Source organism: Luteibacter sp. TLI7-4A, from assembly GCF_056754745.1.
Map to the genome: position 1 here is coordinate 1,558,152 of NZ_JBPGWO010000001.1, position 18,104 is coordinate 1,576,255.

The 18,104-nt window shown below is 66.2% G+C and carries 18 protein-coding genes; 12 read left to right on the forward strand and 6 right to left on the reverse strand.

Translation table 11 applies throughout. From position 1 onward, the window contains the following. Positions 1–2: 2 nt before the first annotated feature. The 5 genes from ACR9Y6_RS06780 to ACR9Y6_RS06800 form a co-directional block, all read right to left on the reverse strand. On the reverse strand, positions 3–314 hold the full coding sequence (locus ACR9Y6_RS06780) for a hypothetical protein (RefSeq protein WP_481280618.1): 312 nt from the start codon (positions 312–314) through the stop codon (positions 3–5). Between the two features lie 182 nt (positions 315–496). Further along, entirely contained in the window at positions 497–991 is a 495-nt protein-coding gene (locus ACR9Y6_RS06785) for an Ohr family peroxiredoxin (RefSeq protein WP_481280619.1), read from the reverse strand. Between the two features lie 15 nt (positions 992–1,006). Next, on the reverse strand, positions 1,007–1,783 hold the full coding sequence (locus tag ACR9Y6_RS06790) for an SDR family oxidoreductase (RefSeq protein WP_481280620.1): 777 nt from the start codon (positions 1,781–1,783) through the stop codon (positions 1,007–1,009). 77 nt (positions 1,784–1,860) lie between these two features. After that, positions 1,861–2,862, reverse strand: a complete 1,002-nt coding sequence (locus tag ACR9Y6_RS06795) for a LysR family transcriptional regulator (protein WP_481280621.1) — start codon at positions 2,860–2,862, stop codon at positions 1,861–1,863. Between the two features lie 11 nt (positions 2,863–2,873). Continuing rightward, positions 2,874–3,140 (reverse strand): sigma factor-like helix-turn-helix DNA-binding protein, encoded by a 267-nt coding sequence (locus tag ACR9Y6_RS06800; RefSeq protein ID WP_481280622.1) that lies wholly within the window; start codon positions 3,138–3,140, stop codon positions 2,874–2,876. Between the two features lie 145 nt (positions 3,141–3,285). On the opposite strand from ACR9Y6_RS06800, the gene ACR9Y6_RS06805 reads away from it, so the two are divergent. The 3 genes from ACR9Y6_RS06805 (at position 3,286) to ACR9Y6_RS06815 (ending at position 5,163) form a co-directional block, all read left to right on the forward strand. Further along, positions 3,286–3,786 carry a carboxymuconolactone decarboxylase family protein gene (locus ACR9Y6_RS06805; protein ID WP_481280623.1) on the forward strand — a complete coding sequence of 167 codons (501 nt, stop codon included), beginning with the start codon at positions 3,286–3,288 and terminating at the stop codon, positions 3,784–3,786. 10 nt (positions 3,787–3,796) lie between these two features. Beyond that, positions 3,797–4,201 (forward strand): cupin domain-containing protein, encoded by a 405-nt coding sequence (locus ACR9Y6_RS06810; RefSeq protein WP_481280624.1) that lies wholly within the window; start codon positions 3,797–3,799, stop codon positions 4,199–4,201. Positions 4,202–4,269: 68 nt separating this feature from the next. After that, positions 4,270–5,163, forward strand: a complete 894-nt coding sequence (locus ACR9Y6_RS06815) for an RNA polymerase sigma-70 factor (protein WP_481280625.1) — start codon at positions 4,270–4,272, stop codon at positions 5,161–5,163. A gap of 11 nt (positions 5,164–5,174) precedes the next feature. On the opposite strand, the gene ACR9Y6_RS06820 is transcribed toward ACR9Y6_RS06815, so the two are convergent. Then, positions 5,175–6,575: a class II fumarate hydratase gene (locus tag ACR9Y6_RS06820; protein WP_481280626.1), complete on the reverse strand. Its 1,401-nt coding sequence runs from the start codon at positions 6,573–6,575 to the stop codon at positions 5,175–5,177. Between the two features lie 173 nt (positions 6,576–6,748). Between ACR9Y6_RS06820 and purB the strand changes: the two genes are divergently transcribed. The 9 genes from purB to pilH all read left to right on the forward strand — a co-directional run bounded on the left by purB (position 6,749) and on the right by pilH (position 18,009). Then, complete coding sequence (purB, locus tag ACR9Y6_RS06825) at positions 6,749–8,116, forward strand: adenylosuccinate lyase (RefSeq protein WP_481280627.1); 1,368 nt, start codon at positions 6,749–6,751, stop codon at positions 8,114–8,116. Between the two features lie 214 nt (positions 8,117–8,330). Beyond that, complete coding sequence (locus ACR9Y6_RS06830; RefSeq protein ID WP_481280628.1) at positions 8,331–9,533, forward strand: JmjC domain-containing protein; 1,203 nt, start codon at positions 8,331–8,333, stop codon at positions 9,531–9,533. Further along, positions 9,530–10,024 carry a DUF7931 domain-containing protein gene (locus tag ACR9Y6_RS06835; RefSeq protein WP_481280629.1) on the forward strand — a complete coding sequence of 165 codons (495 nt, stop codon included), beginning with the start codon at positions 9,530–9,532 and terminating at the stop codon, positions 10,022–10,024. The genes ACR9Y6_RS06830 and ACR9Y6_RS06835 overlap by 4 nt, the downstream gene beginning before the upstream one ends. Positions 10,025–10,156: 132 nt before the next feature. Further along, positions 10,157–13,009, forward strand: a complete 2,853-nt coding sequence (locus ACR9Y6_RS06840; protein WP_481280630.1) for a 2-oxoglutarate dehydrogenase E1 component — start codon at positions 10,157–10,159, stop codon at positions 13,007–13,009. Positions 13,010–13,016: 7 nt separating this feature from the next. Beyond that, complete coding sequence (gene odhB / locus ACR9Y6_RS06845; protein WP_481280631.1) at positions 13,017–14,225, forward strand: 2-oxoglutarate dehydrogenase complex dihydrolipoyllysine-residue succinyltransferase; 1,209 nt, start codon at positions 13,017–13,019, stop codon at positions 14,223–14,225. A gap of 105 nt (positions 14,226–14,330) precedes the next feature. Continuing rightward, complete coding sequence (lpdA, locus tag ACR9Y6_RS06850; protein WP_481280632.1) at positions 14,331–15,758, forward strand: dihydrolipoyl dehydrogenase; 1,428 nt, start codon at positions 14,331–14,333, stop codon at positions 15,756–15,758. Between the two features lie 84 nt (positions 15,759–15,842). Then, on the forward strand, positions 15,843–16,445 hold the full coding sequence (locus ACR9Y6_RS06855) for an LOG family protein (protein WP_481280633.1): 603 nt from the start codon (positions 15,843–15,845) through the stop codon (positions 16,443–16,445). A gap of 24 nt (positions 16,446–16,469) precedes the next feature. Next, a complete protein-coding gene (locus ACR9Y6_RS06860; RefSeq protein WP_481280634.1) occupies positions 16,470–17,462 on the forward strand; it encodes an acrylyl-CoA reductase family protein in 993 nt (330 codons plus the stop codon). A gap of 181 nt (positions 17,463–17,643) precedes the next feature. Next, the gene (gene pilH / locus ACR9Y6_RS06865) at positions 17,644–18,009 is read left to right on the forward strand and encodes a twitching motility response regulator PilH (protein ID WP_072321285.1); all 366 of its coding nucleotides are present in this window, start codon (positions 17,644–17,646) and stop codon (positions 18,007–18,009) included. The last annotated feature ends 95 nt before the right edge of the window (positions 18,010–18,104 follow it).

Sequence of the window (18,104 nt, forward strand, 5' to 3'; positions counted from 1 at the left end):
CCTCAGCGATGCGTGCCCGTGGGCGGCATGTAAGCGACCGTGTCGTCCGGCTCGCCGTCTCCATCCTCATCCTCGCCATCGAGCGGATCCTCCTGTTCCTCGTGCTCGGGGCCTATCGGCATCTGCGTGGAAAAATACACGCGCTGGCCGAGCAGCAACCGAACGGCATCGCCATCCTTCGCACTGAACGCATCACGAAGATCACCGTCGTCGACACCGGCATCCCGCAAGGCGGCATCGACGGCGTCCGTCGAAGCGTGCCGCAACGACGCGTCACTCCCGACGCGCGCGAGAAACTCGATGACCTTCCCCATGCTTTCCCGTTCCCCGGCCCAGGATGTCACCCCGGCCCTCACGGCGATCCTCCCCTCGAGGTCACTCGCGGATCGGATCATAGCCTCATGGGCCACGCCGGAGTAGTAGGCCACCCGGCTGGGCCAAAGGAAATGTGACGCAGGATCAGATACCTGGCGTGACAGGCAATGTTTCTACGCAATCAATCCGCCAGTTGCACGACGCACTCGATGCCCTGCCGCGCCATCTTCGCGTAAGGACACAAGCGCTCGGTGTTGCGGACCAGGGCCTCGGCGATGTGACGGGCCACGCCGGGCAAAGCGATACGCACGTGGGCGGCGAGCGTGAACAAGCCGTCGGCCGGGTCGCGGCCGAAGGTCACGGCGGCGGTCACCGCCGCGTCGGCGGGAACGGCGATGCGCTCGCGCATCGCCAGCAGGCAGAGCGCCCCATGGAAGCAGGCGGCGAAACCCGCCGCGAACAGCTGTTCCGGATTGCTTCCTCCCCCGGGACCGCCCATCTCCGGGGGCAGGCGCAGCGATACGTCGAGATTGCCGTCGCTGGAGCGGGCGGCACCCGAGGCGCGGCCATGCGCCGCTTCGCCGCCGGTCACCGTGACGGTACCCGTGTACAACGGAGCGAAATCGTCTCCGTCGTACCGATCGAGGAACGAGACCGGCGGTGGCGTCGGTTTCACGATGGATCCGTCGATTCAGGCCGCGGAAGCGAAGCTGGCGTACTGGGACGACTTCAGCCAGGCATGGAAATCGATCTTGCCCAGCATCGCGTCCGGCCCCGGCAACAAGCTGTCGTCGGCGAGCACGGCACCGAAATACGGCGCATTGGCGTCGCCGACCACGTGGTGCGGATCGTTGATGATCGACAGGAACCGGCCGACCAGGTCGGACATGCGCAGCTTGTCGGGTCCGGCGATCTCGATCACGCCGTTGACGGGCTTGCCCAGCGCGGTCCTCGCCACGGCATCGGCCACGTCGTCCGAGGCGATGGGCTGGATATAGCCCGTCGACAAGGTGATGGTGTCCCCGCCGGCGGCCGACTTCGCGATGCCGGCCAGGAACTCGAAGAACTGCGTGGAATGGATGATGGTGTACGGCACGCCCGATTCGCGGACGATCGTCTCCTGCGCGACCTTTGCGCGCATGTAGCCGCTGCCGGCGGCCGCGACGCGGTCGGTGCCGACGATCGACAAGGCCACATGGTGGGCGATGCCCGCGCGCCGCTCCGCCGCGACGAGGTTGCGACCGGAGGTCTGGAAGAAATCCAGTACCGCCTTGTCTTCGAACGAGGGTGAATTGGCCAGGTCGATGACCGTGTCGACGCCGGCCATGGCCTCGTCCAGCCCTTCGCCGGTGAGCGTATTCACGCCTGACGAGGGCGATGCGGCGATCGCCTCGTGGCCCTTTGCGCGCAGGCGCTGCACGACCTTGCTTCCGATGAGGCCGGAGCCGCCGATGACCAGGAATTTCATGATGGGATACCTATCTTGCTTTGACGTGACTGGATCGTAGGAGGCGGGCATGGGTACCGGTAGGACCGCGCGCGGGATCACGATGTTGCCGTCGATGCACCAATCGGCAGGGTGCTGCCGCACTCCAGGTCCAGCGCGCGAATGGCGGGAACCATGAAGTCGATGAACACGCGGATGCGCGAAGGCAACTGCTGCCGGCTCTGGTAACAGATGTAGTGGCCGCGGTCGTCGGGCGCGTACTGCGGCAGGCAAGCGACGAGGCGCCCGGCCCGGAGGTGCGCGCATACCTGGTACCCCGCGAGCTGGGCGATTCCCCTCCCGTCCAGCACCGCCTGCAACACCAGGTCGGGATCGTTGAAGGCGTCCATGGCGGGCGGCAGGGTCTTGTATGGCCTGCCGTCGACCTTGAATTCCCATTCGCCGATGCGGCCCGAGGCCAACCGTAGATGGATGGCCCGATGCGAGGCCAGATCCTCGATCCGTTCGATGGCGCCGCGGGCACGCAGGTAGTCCGGCGTGGCGCACACGAACATCTGCATGGGGACGACCTGCCGGGCGATGACCTGGCTGTCCTCCAGCCGCCCGTTGCGGAACGACACGTCCACGCGGTCGGCGGTGAAGTCGAGGGGATGATCGTCCAGGGCCAGGTCGACCGCGATCTCGGGGAACGTGTCCCGGAAGCGCTTCAACAGCGGAGCCACCACGTTGCGGCCAAAACCGACGGGCGCGCCGATACGCAAGCGTCCCCGCGGAGGCCCATCGCGAAGTTCGCGCATGTCGTCCAGCGCCTGGGCGATGCGTTCCACGCCGGGATGGCAGTTCTCGAAGAAGATCTCACCTTCCCGGGTGAGCGCGGTGCTGCGAGTGGTTCGGGAAAACAGCCGCGCGCCCACTTGCTGTTCGAGCTTCTGCACGCTGCGGCTCACGGCGGAGCGGCCGATGCCGAGGCGATCGGCGGCCCTGGCGAAACTGCCCTCGGACACCACGGCGATAAAAGCGATCACACCGGCATAGCTGGCGGAGAACGAGGTGGCGAGGGTATCGACGGTCTCCACCGGCGACGATGGATAGTGGCTCATGGGCAGGTTCCTCATTCCACGGCGCGGCGTGGACCGGCCGCTTGTATGTGTGCGCGAGCCAACTCGACCAGGGCATGGCATGCCACCGCGTCCTTGCGCAGCAGCATGGCCACCTCGTCGATGCTCGCATCGAAGATGTCACTCATCAGGAAGGCGACCCGGGCCTCTGCCGGCAGCTCGTCGAGCGCATCCAGGAATCCCGCCCACACGGCATCGACTGTATGTCGTGTCGACAGCTGCCTGCGCAGCCATTCATACGTGCGAGTGATCGGGTCCATGTTTCATAGACGTGGGCATCCGGCGGTTTGTGACACGCGATTGGTGCACGCCACGCAACACGATGATCCCGCGCACGGACCTACCGGCCGCCTGTTACGCGGACCTAGGCTACGGCCGGTAATCACTCCCGAATGAGGAAGCACCATGACCCAGCGTCTCGATTACCAGCAGCAATCGCCCGAGCTGACCAGGAAGCTCATGGAACTCAGCATGGCGGAGGCCAAGTGCGCGATCGAAGAGTCGATTCGCCACCTGGCCCACATTCGCGCTTCGCAGATCAATGGCTGCGCGTTCTGCGTCGACATGCACGTCAAGCAGGCGGTCATCCACGGCGAGCGCGCCCTGCGCCTGCACCACATCGCCGTCTGGCGCGAATCGAACCTGTTCTCGCCGCGCGAACGCGCCAGCCTGGCCTGGACGGAAGCACTCACCCAGATTCCCGCGCAGGGTGTCGCGGACGACGTCTACGAGCGGGTCCGTGGCCAGCTTTCCGAAAAGGAAATCTCCGACCTGACCTTCGTCGTCGCGGTCATCAATGCGTGGAACCGCATGAACGTGGCCTTCCGCAATGTCCCCGGCACGATGGACAAGGCCTGGGGCCTCGACAAGGCCGGCCTTTCCGAACCCGTCGCCACCGCCGCCTGAGGAACCCGCCATGCGTATTTTCAAGACACTTGCCTTCCTGCTCGCCCTTTCGCCCGGCCTCGCACTCGCCCAGGATGCCGGGGCACCCCAGGCCACCGTCACCGATCTCATGAGCAAGGCGCTGAAGGACTACCCCGGCAAGGAGATCACCCTGATCAACGTCGATTACCCGCCCGGCGCCGTCGACCCCGTTCATCGCCACGATGCCCATGCGGTCGTCTATGTGCTGGAGGGAAGCATCGTGATGGGCGTGCGCGGACAGCCCGAGCAGACGCTCAAGGCGGGCGATACCTTCTATGAGGGCCCGGACGATGTGCACACGATCGGCCGCAACGCCAGCAAGACCGCGCCGGCCAGGTTCGTCGTGTTCCTGTTGAAGGACAAGAAGAATCCGGTGCTGACCATCGTCCACTGAGACGAAAAACCGCCGTGTGAGACGATTCTGCAAGGACCTGTCACAGGGGAACTGGCAAGATCGTCTCCATGGGTATGAACGACGCCACGGCCACCTTCTCCGCCTTGCGGCCTCGCCTGCACGGGATCGCTTACCGCATGCTCGGTTCGGTGGCCGAGTCCGAGGACGTGGTCCAGGACATCTGGCTCAGCTGGAACGCCGCCGAGCACGCGGCTATCGAGAACGCGGAGGCGTGGCTGGTCGCCGCCACCACGCGTCGCGCGATCGACCGGCTCAGGGCGGCGAAGGTCCGGCGCGAGGAATACGTCGGGATCTGGCTGCCCGAGCCCGTCCTCACCGACCATGGCGCCTCGCCCGAGGACGTGCAGGAACTGGCGGGCGACGTGTCCGTCGCCTTCCTGCTGCTACTGGAACGGCTATCCCCCGAAGCCCGCGCCGCCTTCCTGCTGCGCGAAGTCTTCGATATCGATTACGCCGAGATCGCGGGCACCATCGGCAAGAGCGAAGCCGCGTGCCGCCAGCTCGTGCACCGCGCGAAGGACCAGCTGCGCGACGAGCGCCCCCGCCACGCGGCACCGCGCGAGGCGCACCTCGCGCTCATGCGACGCTTCGCGGAGGCGTTGGCGAACGGCGACTTCCCGGCCATCCGCTCCATGCTCGCCGTGGATGCCGACCTCAGCGGCGACGGTGGCGGCAAGGTCACCAGCTTCCCCAAGCCCATGCTCGGCGGCCAGCGCATCGCGCAGCTCTTCTATGCCTCGCATCTGCGTTACGGCGCCGCCGTGGAAGTACGGCTGACGCGCATCAACGGCGAATGGGCCTTCCTGCGCTATATCGAAGGCCAGTTGGAATCCGCGCAGACCTTTGTGACGGACGGCGAGAAGATCCTCAGCATCCACGTGCAGCGGAATCCCGACAAGCTGCGGCGAATCGAGCAGGGCCTGCAAGGATTCGCCGCCTAGGTGGCCCGTGCTCAGCCGCCGCCGCCACCGCCACCGCCGTGGATACCGCCCTTGGTCAACGCGGCGGGGTCGAGCAGCTTCGCCAGTTCGGCCTTGGACAAGCCCGTGGTTTCCAGCGCCACGTCCATGATGGGGCGCTTCTCCTTGTATGCCTGCTTCGCGGTGGCCGCGCCCTTCTCGTAGCCGATCACCGGATTGAGGGCGGTGACGAGGATCGGGTTCTTGTCCAGCGCCTCGCGGATATGTTCTTCGTTGACCTTGAAGCCGGCGATCGCCTTGTCCGCGAGCAGCGTGACGACGTTGGCGAGGATCTCGATCGACTGCAACAGGTTGTACGCGATCACGGGGAGCATCACGTTGAGCTGGAAATTGCCCGACTGCCCCGCCACCGCGATCGTCGCGTCGTTGCCGATCACCTGGGCGGCGACCATGGCGGCCGCCTCGGGAATCACGGGGTTGACCTTGCCCGGCATGATCGACGACCCCGGTTGCAACGCCGGCAGCTCGATCTCACCCAGGCCCGCCAGCGGACCTGAATTCATCCAGCGCAGGTCGTTGGCGATCTTCATCACGCCGACCGCCAGCGCGCGGAGCTGGCCGGAGAGTTCCACCGGAGCGTCCTGCGCGGCCATCCCCGCGAAATAGTTATCCGCCGATTCGAACCTGACTCCCGTCAACTTCGACAGTTCGGCCGCGACCGTGGGGCCGAACTTCGGGTCGGCATTGATGCCCGTACCCACGGCGCTGCCGCCTTGCGGCAAGCGCCGGGTGCGCTTGAGCGTGTCCGTGATGCGTTCGGCCGCGTCGCCCATCTGCGCCGACCAGCCGGACAGTTCCTGGCCGAAGGTGATCGGCATCGCGTCCATCAGATGGGTGCGCCCCGTCTTGACGACCTTCTTCAATTCCCTGGCGCGGGCGTCGATCGTCTTGCGCAGGTGCTTGAGGGCCGGCAGCAACTTCTCGCTCGTGGCCAGCGTGGCGCTCACCAGGATGGCGGTGGGAATCACGTCGTTGGAGCTCTGCCCGGCGTTCACATGATCGTTCGGATGCACCTTGCTGCCTGCGGCCTCGGCGAGGTGGGCGATCACCTCGTTGGCGTTCATGTTGGAACTGGTGCCCGAGCCGGTCTGGAAGACATCGATGGGGAAGTGTTCGTCGACCTCGCCGGCGGCGACCTTTCCGGCCGCGGCGCGGATGGCCTTGGCCGAGGCCTTGTCCAGGTGGCCGAGCTTGACGTTGGCTTCGGCCGCGGCCGACTTGATGAGGCCGAGCGCCCGGATGAATTCGCGCGGCATGGTCAGCCCGGACACGGGGAAGTTATCGACCGCGCGCTGGGTCTGCGCGCCATAGAGCGCCTTGGCCGGTACCTTCAACTCGCCCATGCTGTCGCGTTCTGTGCGGAACTTGCTCATGCGGGAACTCCGGTGGGGGACTTGCATACAGTAAGGCCGCATCGGGTCGTTTTGTAGGATGGGGGCGTGCCTTCCCGCTGCCTTGCTACCCAGCCGGCTTGGTGGGAGCCGACCCTGTCGGCCATGGGGCGCTATAATCGCCGGCTGCACCCGCCACGCCTCCAGGAACGACCATGTCCCACGCCACGCTGACCGCCCTCTCGCCCCTGGACGGCCGCTATGCCGCGAAAGTGGGTTCGCTGCGCCCGATCTTCAGCGAGTTCGGCCTGATGCATCGCCGGGTGCACGTGGAAATCCACTGGCTGCTGGCCCTCGCCGCGCACCCCGGCATCGTCGAACTGCCTGCCTTTCCCGCCGGGGCGGTCACGCGCCTGCTGGCCATCGCCGACGACTTCTCGGTGGAAGACGGCGAACGGATCAAGACGATCGAAGCCACCACGAACCACGACGTCAAGGCGGTCGAATACTTCATCAAGGAAAAGATCGGCAACGACCCCGCCCTCGCCCAGGCCAAGGAGTTCGTCCACTTCGCCTGCACCAGCGAGGACATCAACAACCTCGCCTACTCGCTGATGTTGCGCGATGCGCGCGAATCGGTGCTGCTCCCCGCGCTGGACCAGGTCATCGCGACGCTTCGCGCCCTCGCCCACCAGCACGCGGGCCTGTCGCTGCTGTCGCGTACGCACGGCCAGACCGCCTCGCCCAGCACCATGGGCAAGGAGATCGCCAACGTGGTCGCCCGCCTGGAGCGCCAGCGCCGCCAGCTCGTCGCCATCGAGATCCCGGGCAAGATCAACGGTGCGGTCGGCAACTACAACGCGCACGTCATCTCGTATCCCGGCGTGGACTGGCCCGCGCTCGCGGCCGGTTTCGTCGACGGCCTGGGCCTGGTCTTCAATCCGTACACCACGCAGATCGAACCGCACGACGGCATCGCCGAGTTCGCCGACGTGCTGCGCCGGATCAACATCATCCTCATCGACCTCGCCCGCGACGTCTGGGGCTACATTTCGCTGGGCTATTTCCGCCAGGCGCTGAAAGCGGGCGAAGTCGGTTCCTCGACCATGCCGCACAAGATCAACCCGATCGATTTCGAGAACGCCGAAGGCAACTTCGGCCTGGCCAACGCCCTGCTCGGCCACTTCGCGGAAAAGCTGCCGATCAGCCGCTGGCAGCGCGACCTCACCGACTCCACCGTGCTGCGCGCCCTGGGCACCGCCTTCGGCCATTCGCTGGTCGCGCTGGAATCGCTGATGAAGGGACTGGGCAAGCTCAACGTCAACGCCGAACGCATCGCCGCCGACCTCGACGCCAGCTGGGAAGTGCTCGCCGAAGCCGTGCAGACGGTGATGCGCCGCTTCGGCCTGCCGGAACCCTACGAGCAACTCAAGGCGCTGACGCGCGGCCAGGGCATCACGAAGGATTCGATGCGCGCCTTCATCGATGGCCTCGACCTCCCGGCCGACGCCAAGAAAGCACTCGCCGAATTGACGCCCGCGTCGTACATCGGCCTGGCCGACAAGCTCGCCCGGGCTATCTGATCAGCCAGGCATTCCGGCAAGGATAGAGATAAGCCTGGTGGGAGCCGACCTTGTCGGCGATGGGTTCTTGCCTCGACCTGGCCCGCTGCCGCGGGATCGCCGACAAGGTCGGCTCCCACCAGGCAACAGCATCGCCGGCAGGGTCGGCTCCCACCAGGGCATGGCCATCAGGGGATGCCACCGGGGTCGGGTTGCAGCCATTACAATGCCGCGCATGGCCATCCAGATCCCCACCCGCAAGCCCCTCCCTATCGAAGTGCGCGGTAGCGCCAGCCAGCCGCTCGGCATGAGCGCCACGCAGTTCCTGCGCGATTACTGGCAGAAGCGCCCGCTACTCATCCGCAACGCCTTTCCGGATTTCCAGGCGCCGATCGAACCCGACGACCTCGCCGGCCTCGCCTGCGAGGAAGGCGTGCTCGCCCGCCTCATCGTCCACGACGAGAAACGCGATCGCTGGACGGTGAAGAACGGACCGTTCGAGGAAGCTGAATTCGGCAAGACGCCCAAGCGCGACTGGACCCTGCTGGTCCAGGACGTCGACAAATGGGATGCCGACGTGGCCGCCCTGCTCGATCACTTCGCCTTCCTGCCGAGCTGGCGCCTCGACGACATCATGATTTCCTATGCCGAGGATGGCGGCGGCGTCGGCGCCCATGTCGACCAATACGACGTCTTCCTGCTGCAAGGCATCGGCGAGCGCCACTGGGCGATCAGCGACGATCCGGACGCACCGCTCGACTTCCGCAACGACGTGGAACTCAAGCAGCTGCAAGTGTTCGAGCCGACCCACGAATGGCTGCTCGGCCCGGGAGACATGCTTTACCTGCCGCCCGGCGTGCCCCACGACGGCGTGGCCATCGGTAACTGCATGACGATCTCGATCGGCATGCGCGCGCCCTCGCAGGCCGAATTGACCGGCGACCTCGCCGACTTCCTCGCCGAACGGATGCCGGAGGAACTGCGCTATGCCGACCCCGACCTCGTCCCGGCGAAGCGCGCCGGCGAGATCGACACCGCCGCATTGAACCGCCTGCGCCAGGCCCTGCCCTTCGCGGCGGCACTCGACCGCGACCTGCTGGCCGACTGGTTCGGCCGTTTCATCACCCGCTATCGCAACGCCCAGGTCGCCGCCGCGCCGCCGAAGGCCACCACCGAAGCCGCCTTCGACAAGGCCCTCGACGGGGGCGCGACCCTGGTCCGCCACCCCTATGCCCGGATCGCCTGGGTCAAGGGGAAGAAGGACGCCACCCTCTTCGTCAGCGGTAACGCCTATGAATGCCCGGCGGCGCTGGCCGAACGCCTGGCCGCCGAGCGCGAAGTCGCCTTCGACCGCCTTCCTTCGGCGATGGAAAAACAGGTGCTGCTCGCCCTGGTCAACGAGGGCCAGCTCGGCGTGCGCAAGGGCCGGCGCCGATGAACGGCGGGGCGGACCCGATCCTGGCGGCGGAAGACCGTGCCGGTCTCGAAGCCGCCCACCTGCGCCTGCTGGCCGGCGCACGCCACCGGATCTCGATCTACCTGCCCCTGCTGGAACCTGGCGTGCTCGACAGCGACCCCGTGCACGCCGAACTGCGCCGGGTAGCCACCAGCGGCCGGCAGGCGCAGATCCGCATCCTCACCCACGACGCCGAGCGTGGGCATCGCGATGGTCACCGTCTGCTCGCCCTCGCCCAGCGCCTTCCCACGGCGATCGCTGTCCGCGTGCCCACCGAGGAGGCCCATCTGCGCTACGGATCGGCCTTCACCACCGATCACGCCGGTAGCTTTCTGTTCAGGCCCGTGGCCGGGCGCTTCGAGGCGAGGGGCGCCCTCGACGAACCGGGTGAGACCTCTCGTCTTACGGCGTATTTCGACGAAGTCTGGGAGCGGGCCGAGCCGGCCTGGCAGATAAGACCACTCGGGATCTGACCTTCGCCGCAAGCGCATGAATGGGTTGGCGCAGCGCAGCAGCCCGGGGCTATAATTAACGGATTCTTATGCCGCAGGCGCTCCCCACATGCCGCGCGGCAGCCCGTCCTTTTCGTGTGTGCCGGTGGTGACGTGAGCGCAAACCTGATCCGCGAGTTTTCCGAATCCTCCCAACTCGCCGGCGGAAACGCCGATTACGTAGAGCAAGTCTACGAAGCCTGGCTAGCCGATCCCGGCTCCGTCCCGGCCGAATGGGACGGGTATTTCAAATCCTTCAAGGGCCGCGAGGCCGGTGATATCGCCCATTCCGGCGCCATCGCCCGCATCGAGGCGGCGCAGAAGCAGCGCCGCACCGCGGCCGCCGCGCCCGCTGCCGGCTCCGCCGACAACGCCTACGCCCAGAAACAGGCCGGGGTACTCCGCCTGCTCACGGCCTACCGCTCGCGCGGTCACATCGCCGCCCAGCTCGATCCGCTCGGCCTGACCGTTCCGGATATCGACACGCCCGACCTCGGCCTCGCCTTCCACGGCCTGTCCGACGCCGACCTCGACACCGAATTCGACGCGGGCACCTTCGCCGGCGGTGGCCAGCGCATGAAGCTGCGTGACCTGCTCGCGAAGCTGAAGCACATCTACACCGGCACCATCGGTGCCGAGTTCATGTACATCTCCGATTACGACCAGCGCGCCTGGATCTATTCGCGGCTGGAAAAGGCCGCGGGGTCCGCGGGGCTGCAGAAGGCCGCCAAGGTCCGCGTGCTGGAGGCGCTCACCGCCGCCGAGGGCCTGGAACGCTACCTGCACACCAAGTACGTCGGCCAGAAGCGCTTCTCGCTCGAAGGCGGCGACAGCCTCATCCCGATGGTCGACGACGTGGTCCGCGCGGCCGGCGACAACGGCGTGAAGGAACTCGTCATCGGCATGGCCCATCGCGGCCGCCTCAACGTGCTGGTGAACATCCTCGGCAAGGCGCCCTCGCAGCTCTTCAACGAGTTCGAAGGCAAGTTCGAGCACGACGACAGCCCGATCCATTCCGGCGACGTGAAGTACCACATGGGCTTCTCCGCCGACGTCAAGACGCCGAACGGCGGCGTGCACGTCGCGCTCGCCTTCAACCCGTCGCACCTGGAAATCGTCAACCCCGTGGTCGCCGGTTCCGTGCACGCGCGCCAGTCGCGACGCCGCGACACCGCCCGCGACAAGTCGATCGCCGTGCTGATCCATGGCGACGCCGCCTTCGCGGGCCAGGGCGTCAACATGGAACTCATGCAGATGTCGCAGGCCCGTGGCTTCGCCATCGGCGGCACGCTGCACATGGTGGTCAACAACCAGGTCGGCTTCACCACGTCCAAGCGCGAGGACGCCCGTTCCACGCTGTATTGCACCGACCTGGCCAAGATGGTCAACGCGCCGGTGTTCCACGTGAACGGCGACGATCCGGAAGCCGTGATCCAGGTCACCCGCCTGGCCTACGAGTTCCGCAAGCAGTTCAAGAAGGACGTGGTCATCGACCTCGTCTGCTATCGCCGCCACGGCCATAACGAAGCCGACGAGCCGGCCGCGACGCAGCCGCTCATGTACCAGGTCATCCGCAAGCGCCCCACCACGCGCGACCTGTACGCGCAGCAGCTGGTGAAGGAATCGGTCATCGGCGCCGACGACGGCCAGAAGATGCTCGACGATTACCGCGCCCGCCTCGAAAAGGGCGAGCCGCTGATCGCGATCGATCCCAACCCCACCCGCGACATTCCGGTCGACTGGACCCGCTTCCAGAAGAACAAGCTGTCGATGGAAGTGAACACGGGCGTGTCTCGCGACCAGCTGGGCAAGGTACTCGACGTCATCCTCGACGTTCCGTCGGATGTCACGCTTCACCCGCGTGTCGCCAAGATCTACGAAGACCGTCGCAAGATGGCCGCCGGCGAGCTTCCGGGCGACTGGGGCTTCGCGGAGAACCTCGCCTACGGCACGCTGATCGCCGAGGGCAACGATCTTCGCGTGGTCGGCCAGGACGCCGGTCGCGGCACGTTCTTCCATCGCCATGCGGTGCTGCACGACCAGAAGAGCGACGACACCTACATGCCGCTGTCCAGGGTGCGTGCGGACGCCCGTGTCGAAGTCATCGACTCGCTGCTTTCCGAAGAAGCCGTGATGGCCTTCGAGTACGGCGAAGCCACCACCTCGCCGGACCAGCTCACCATCTGGGAAGGCCAGTTCGGCGATTTCGCCAACGGCGCCCAGGTCGTGATCGACCAGTTCATCAGCTCGGGCGAGGCCAAGTGGGACCGCCTCTGCGGCCTCGCGCTGTTTCTCCCGCACGGCTACGAAGGCCAGGGCCCGGAGCATTCCTCCGCCCGCCTGGAGCGCTTCCTGCAACTGTGCGCGCTGGACAACATGCAGGTCTGCGTGCCCACCACGCCGGCGCAGGCCTTCCACATGATCCGCCGCCAGCAGGTGCGCCCCGTGCGCAAGCCGCTGATCGTGATGACGCCGAAGTCGCTGCTGCGCCACAAGCTGGCCGTGTCCTCGCTCGACGAACTGGCCAACGGCAAGTTCCAGTTGGTGATCGGCGAGCACCGCGACCTGCAGCCGAAGAAGGTCAAGCGCGTGGTGCTCTGCTCGGGCAAGGTCTATTACGACCTGCTCGAGGACGCCGAGAAGCGCCAGCTCACCGACGTCGCCATCGTCCGCGTCGAGCAGCTCTATCCGTTCCCGCGCCCGGAAGTGTCGGCCGAACTGGAAAAGTACCCTTCCGCCAAGGAAGTGGTGTGGTGCCAGGAAGAACCGATGAACCAGGGCGCCTGGTTCCAGATCCGTCACCACCTGCAGGCCAGCGTGGGGCCGAAGCACAGCCTGTCCTATGCGGGACGCGCTCGTTCGCCGGCACCGGCCGCGGGTCACCTCAACACCCATGTCGCCGAACAGGCGGCGCTCGTCGAACAGGCGCTGGTCGCGCCGGTCGGCACCGATCACGCAGCGGAGTAAGACAAGCATGTCCATCGAAGTCAAAGTCCCGGTCCTGCCCGAGTCGGTCTCCGACGCGCTCATCGCCACCTGGCACAAGAAAGCCGGTGACGCGGTCAAGCGCGACGAGAACCTGCTCGACCTCGAGACCGACAAGGTCGTCCTCGAAGTCCCGGCGCCGGTCGACGGCGTGTTGAAGGAAATCAAGTTCGAGGAAGGCGCCACGGTCACCAGCAGCCAGGTGATCGCCGTGATCGAGGAAGGCGCCGCCGCTGCCGCGCCCGCCCCGGCCGCCGCGCCCGCCGCCGCCGAAGCGCCGAAGGCCACCAAGGCCGACGCACCGGCCGCACCCAAGGGCGTCGACGAACTCTCCCCCGCCGGCCGCCGCGTCGCCGTGGAAGAAAACATCGACCCGTCCAAGGTCGCCGGCACCGGCCGCGATGGCCGCGTGACGAAGGAAGACCTGGTCAACGCCGGCAAGGGCGGTTCGGCCCCGGCCGCGCCCGCCGCCCCGGCCGCCAAGCCGACCCCCGGTAGCCGCCCGGAAGAGCGCGTGCCGATGACCCGCATCCGCGCCCGCATCGCCGAGCGCCTGATGCAGTCGAAGAACTCCATCGCGATGCTCACCTCGTTCAATGAAGTGAACCTCGCCGAGGTGGTGAAGCTGCGCAAGTCCCTGGGCGAGCAGTTCGAGAAGGCCAACGGCGTCAAGCTCGGCTTCATGAGCTTCTTCGTCAAGGCGGCCACCGAAGCGCTCAAGCGCTACCCGGTGGTCAACGCCTCGGTCGACGGCAACGACATCATCTATCACGGCTACCAGGACATCTCGATCGCCGTGTCGACCGACAAGGGCCTGGTCACGCCGGTGCTGCGCGACGTGCAGGACATGTCCTTCGCCGACGTCGAGAAGGGCATCATCGGTTACGCCAAGAAGGCGCGCGACGGCAAGCTCGGCCTGGACGACCTCCAGGGCGGCACCTTCACCATCACCAACGGCGGCACCTTCGGTTCGCTGCTCTCCACCCCGATCGTGAACCCGCCGCAGAGCGCCATCCTGGGCATGCACACGATCAAGGAGCGCCCGGTGGTCGAGAACGGCCAGGTGATCGCCGCCCCGATGATGTACATCGCGCTGTCGTACGACCACCGCATCATCGATGGCCGCGACGCCGTGCTGTTCCTTGTCGACATCAAGAACCAGCTCGAAAACCCGCAGCGGATGCTGCTCGGCCTGTGATGGCCGGTTGAGCCGAAACGTGAAGGCGGGAGTCGAAAGACTCCCGTTTTCGTGTTCCGCCCCCATATTGGCGGTAGATACCGCAGTGACATCCGGAGCTAAGCAATGAGCGACAAGTTCGACGTCATCGTCATCGGTGCCGGCCCCGCGGGCTATGTGGCCGCGATCCGCGCCGCGCAGCTGGGCCTGAAGACCGCCGTGGTCGACGCCTTCGTCGGCAAGGACGGCAAGGCCGCCCTCGGTGGCACCTGCCTCAACGTGGGTTGCATCCCGTCCAAGGCGCTGCTGGATTCGTCCAAGCAGTTCCACAACCTCACGCACAATTTCAAGGATCACGGCATCACCGCCGAGAACCCGAAGATCGACATCGGCACCTTCATCGGCCGCAAGGACAAGATCGTCAAGCAGTTCACCGGCGGCGTGACGATGCTGTTCAAGGCGAACAAGGTCACCTCGTATTTCGGCAAGGGCAAGCTGCTCAAGGGCAACCAGGTCGAAGTCACGGGCAACGACGGCAGCGTCCAGACCATCTCCGCGACCAACGTCATCCTCGCCTCGGGCTCCGTGCCCATCGAACTGCCCTTCGCGAAGTTCGACGGCAAGCACATCATCGACAACACCGGCGCGCTCGACCTCACCGAGGTGCCCAAGCGCATGGGCGTGATCGGCGCCGGCGTCATCGGCCTCGAGCTTGGCAGCGTGTGGAAGCGCCTCGGTGCCGAAGTGACGGTCCTGGAAGCGCTGCCGAAGTTCCTCGCCGTGGCCGACCAGGATATCGCCAAGCTGGCGGCACGCGAGTTCGCCAAGCAGGGCCTCGACATCAAGGTCAACGCCAAGGTCACCTCCGCCGAGGTCAAGGGCGACGAAGTCCACGTCGGCTACACCGACAAGGACGGCAACGCGCAGTCGCTGGTCGTCGACAAGTTGCTGGTGGCCGTGGGCCGTCGTGCCTATACCGCCGGCTTGCTGGCCGACGACACGGGCGTGAAGCTCGACGAGCGCGGCCGCATCGTCGTCGACGAGCACAACCACACCGGTGTCGATGGCGTCTGGGCGATCGGCGACGCCGTGCGCGGTCCGATGCTCGCGCACAAGGGTTCCGAGGAAGGCGTCATGGTCGCCGAGCTGATCGGCGGCAAGCCGGGCCACGTCAACCTCGACACCGTGCCCTGGGTCATCTACACCGAGCCGGAAATCGCCTGGGTCGGCAAGACCGAAGAGCAGTTGAAGGAAGAAGGCATCCCTTACCGCACGGGGTCCTTCCCGTTCGCCGCCAACGGCCGTGCCGTGGCGATGAACGAAGGCATCGGCCAGGTGAAGATGATCGCCCACGCCGAAACCGATCGCATCCTCGGCGTGCACATGGTCGGCCCGGTCGTTTCCGAACTGATCCACGAATGCGTCGTGGCGATGGAATTCAAGGGCTCGTCGGAAGACCTCGCCCGCATCGTCCACGCCCATCCGGCGCTGTCGGAAGTGGTGCACGAGGCGGCCCTGTCGGTCGACAAGCGCGCCATCCACAAGGGCAACTGATCGTTCCCATGTGTCACCGGAGCCCGCCCCTGCCGCAACGCATGGGCGGGCTTCGTCGTTTCAGGGAACGTGGAGAACTTGAATATGCGTGAGATCACCTCCCTTTGCGTCTACTGCGGTTCCAGCAGCGGTTCGCATCCGGAATACACCGAAGCCGCCAGGGCCTTTGGCACGCGGCTGGCGAAAGAAGGCATCGCGCTCGTCTACGGCGGAGGCAAGGTCGGGCTGATGGGCGCCGTCGCCGATGCCACGCTCGCCGCCGGTGGACGTGTCATCGGCGTCATTCCGCGCCAGCTGGTCGAGAAGGAAGTCGCCCATACCGGACTGTCGGAGTTGCAGGTCGTCGAGACCATGCACCAGCGCAAGACGCGCATGTACGAGATCGCCGACGCCTTCGTGGCCCTGCCCGGTGGTTTCGGCACGATGGACGAGATGTTCGAGATGCTCACCTGGGCGCAACTCGGCCTGCATAGCTATCCCTGCGCCTTCCTCGACGTGCGTGGCTTCTACCGTGGCCTGTCCGCGAGCATGGACCACATGGTCGCGGAAGGCTTCGTCAAGCAGAACCAGCGCGAGCAGGTGTGGTTCGGGGACGACATCGATCAGCTGTTCGACTGGATGAAGCGCTACGAATCCACCTACACGCCGAAGTGGATCACGGGTACGTCTGTCGATAGCATCGACTGATCGCTTCCGCCCAAGGACACACGCATGACGAATTTCCGCGCGTTCCGCATCCACCAGGACGGCACCGGTTATCGCGCCGGCATCGAAACCATGGACACCGATGCCCTCGCCCCGGGCGAGGTCCTGGTCAAGGCCGAATGGTCGTCCGTGAATTACAAGGACGCCTTGGCCGGCACCGGCAAAGGCAAGATCTTGCGAAAGTTCCCCTTGAACGGCGGTATCGACGTGTCGGGCACCGTGGTCGCGTCGACCAGCCCGGCGTTCAAGGAAGGCGACAAGGTGCTCGCCACCGGCAGCGGCCTCTCTGAGACCCGCGACGGCGGCTATGGCGAATACGTACGCCTGCCCGCCGAATGGACGGTCGCCCTGCCCGCCTCGCTCACAACGCGCGAGGCGATGATCATCGGCACGGCCGGCTTCACCGCCGCGCTGGCGCTCCTTCGCATGACCGACAACCGGCAGACGCCCGCGCTAGGCCCGATCGCCATCACTGGCGCCACGGGCGGCGTGGGCATGCTCGGCATCGACATCTTCAGCCGCGCCGGCTACGAGGTGCACGCCATCAGTGGCAAGGCCGACCGCTTCGATTTCCTGCGCATGCTCGGTGCCAGCGAATGCGTCGACCGCCACCAGCTCGCTTTCAGCGGCAAACCGATGGATTCCGCGACATACGGCGGCATGCTCGACAATGTCGGCGGCAAGACACTGGCGGGCTTCCTGCCGCTGATCGCTCCCTACGGCAACGCCGCCATCTGCGGCCTGGCGGGGAGTCCGGAGCTGTCGACCACGGTGATGCCCTTCATCATCCGCGGCGTGAGCGTGCTGGGCGTGGCCTCGGCGGGCACCGCGCGTGACATTCGCGACGAGGTGTGGAACCGACTCTCCGGCGAGTGGAGGCCAGGCCACCTCGACGCCATCTGCACGAAGGAAGTGGCACTGGAGGATGTGGCCAGCGTCTTCGGCACGATGCTCGAAGGTGGCTCGTTCGGCCGCACCGTCGTTCGTATCGGCGGATAACCACCCTATGGAGCGGCAATCTGCGCTCCCACCATTGATACCCGCGCGGCGGCCGGTAGAATGGCCCCTCGCCAGAGGCGCCACGCGCGACGTTTTTTCGTCACAGCGGGTCCGAGACGCCAGCCGGGACGGCCGGTGTCACCAAAGAGAACACATCGGGCATCGGCCCGGGGGAAAGTGAATGGCTCGTATCCTGATCGTCGACGATTCGCCGTCTCAGTTGCTTGGCATCAAGCGCATCGTCGAGAAACTGGGCCATGAGGCCATCACCGCCGAAGATGGCGCCCAGGGCGTCGAGGTGGCCAAGCGCGAAATTCCCGACCTGATCCTCATGGACGTGGTCATGCCGAACCTCAACGGTTTCCAGGCTACCCGCACGATCAGCAAGGAAGACACCACCAAGCACATCCCGATCATCCTGGTGACCACGAAGGACCAGGATACGGACAAGGTGTGGGGCCTGCGCCAGGGTGCGAAGGCCTATGTGGTGAAGCCGATCAAGGAAGAGGAACTGGTCGCGGCGCTTAAGGAGCATTTGCCGGGCTGAGGGGTTTCAGGGCCTGGGGCGAGGCATCGCCGACAGGGTCGGCTCCCACCGAGGCTCTGCGGAAATCGCCGCTGAAGCGGCTCCCACAAAGAGCC

Bases quoted from the DNA above. Each gene is read 5' to 3' on its own strand.
- lpdA (WP_481280632.1), top strand. From the start codon at position 14,331: ATGAGCGACAAGTTCGACGTCATCGTCATCGGTGCCGGCCCCGCGGGC.
- ACR9Y6_RS06835 (WP_481280629.1), top strand. From the start codon at position 9,530: ATGAACGGCGGGGCGGACCCGATCCTGGCGGCGGAAGACCGTGCCGGT.
- ACR9Y6_RS06830 (WP_481280628.1), top strand. From the start codon at position 8,331: ATGGCCATCCAGATCCCCACCCGCAAGCCCCTCCCTATCGAAGTGCGC.
- ACR9Y6_RS06790 (WP_481280620.1), bottom strand. From the start codon at position 1,783: ATGAAATTCCTGGTCATCGGCGGCTCCGGCCTCATCGGAAGCAAGGTC.
- purB (WP_481280627.1), top strand. From the start codon at position 6,749: ATGTCCCACGCCACGCTGACCGCCCTCTCGCCCCTGGACGGCCGCTAT.
- ACR9Y6_RS06795 (WP_481280621.1), bottom strand. From the start codon at position 2,862: ATGAGCCACTATCCATCGTCGCCGGTGGAGACCGTCGATACCCTCGCC.
- ACR9Y6_RS06805 (WP_481280623.1), top strand. From the start codon at position 3,286: ATGACCCAGCGTCTCGATTACCAGCAGCAATCGCCCGAGCTGACCAGG.
- pilH (WP_072321285.1), top strand. From the start codon at position 17,644: ATGGCTCGTATCCTGATCGTCGACGATTCGCCGTCTCAGTTGCTTGGC.
- ACR9Y6_RS06820 (WP_481280626.1), bottom strand. From the start codon at position 6,575: ATGAGCAAGTTCCGCACAGAACGCGACAGCATGGGCGAGTTGAAGGTA.
- ACR9Y6_RS06815 (WP_481280625.1), top strand. From the start codon at position 4,270: ATGGGTATGAACGACGCCACGGCCACCTTCTCCGCCTTGCGGCCTCGC.
- odhB (WP_481280631.1), top strand. From the start codon at position 13,017: ATGTCCATCGAAGTCAAAGTCCCGGTCCTGCCCGAGTCGGTCTCCGAC.
- ACR9Y6_RS06855 (WP_481280633.1), top strand. From the start codon at position 15,843: ATGCGTGAGATCACCTCCCTTTGCGTCTACTGCGGTTCCAGCAGCGGT.
- ACR9Y6_RS06800 (WP_481280622.1), bottom strand. From the start codon at position 3,140: ATGGACCCGATCACTCGCACGTATGAATGGCTGCGCAGGCAGCTGTCG.
- ACR9Y6_RS06860 (WP_481280634.1), top strand. From the start codon at position 16,470: ATGACGAATTTCCGCGCGTTCCGCATCCACCAGGACGGCACCGGTTAT.
- ACR9Y6_RS06780 (WP_481280618.1), bottom strand. From the start codon at position 314: ATGGGGAAGGTCATCGAGTTTCTCGCGCGCGTCGGGAGTGACGCGTCG.
- ACR9Y6_RS06810 (WP_481280624.1), top strand. From the start codon at position 3,797: ATGCGTATTTTCAAGACACTTGCCTTCCTGCTCGCCCTTTCGCCCGGC.